Genomic DNA, 232 nt, shown 5'->3' with positions numbered 1-232 from the left:
ACTTCGCTCTCAAGGCGTAGATGAAGTAAACAGAGATGTGTATCGCCCTGCTGCCTCTAACGGTGCTGGTTCATTATTAGAAGCTGGTTTTAAAACGTTATGGCCTAAGAAAGCACAAAGCACACTTATAAAACAGCTCGTTGATGAGAATGCTGCAATTATTTCAAAACAAACTGTTTGTTTTTCTGGTGTAGAATAATTACTCATTGCGCTATCGCAAAAAAAGATCAAA

Annotated in this window: 1 pseudogene; it reads left to right on the top strand. The window is 38.4% G+C overall.

The annotated features are described in order from the left end of the window. Positions 1-199 (top strand): annotated as a pseudogene (locus tag V6260_RS18735) (haloacid dehalogenase); the annotation flags it as partial. Between the last annotated feature and the right edge of the window lie 33 nt (positions 200-232).

It is taken from the genome of Pseudoalteromonas aliena, assembly GCF_038155085.1.
Classification (GTDB): Bacteria; Pseudomonadota; Gammaproteobacteria; order Enterobacterales; family Alteromonadaceae; genus Pseudoalteromonas; species Pseudoalteromonas aliena_A.
The sequence above is the reverse complement of the archived record's forward strand: the minus strand, read 5'-3'. Positions and strand labels throughout refer to the sequence as shown.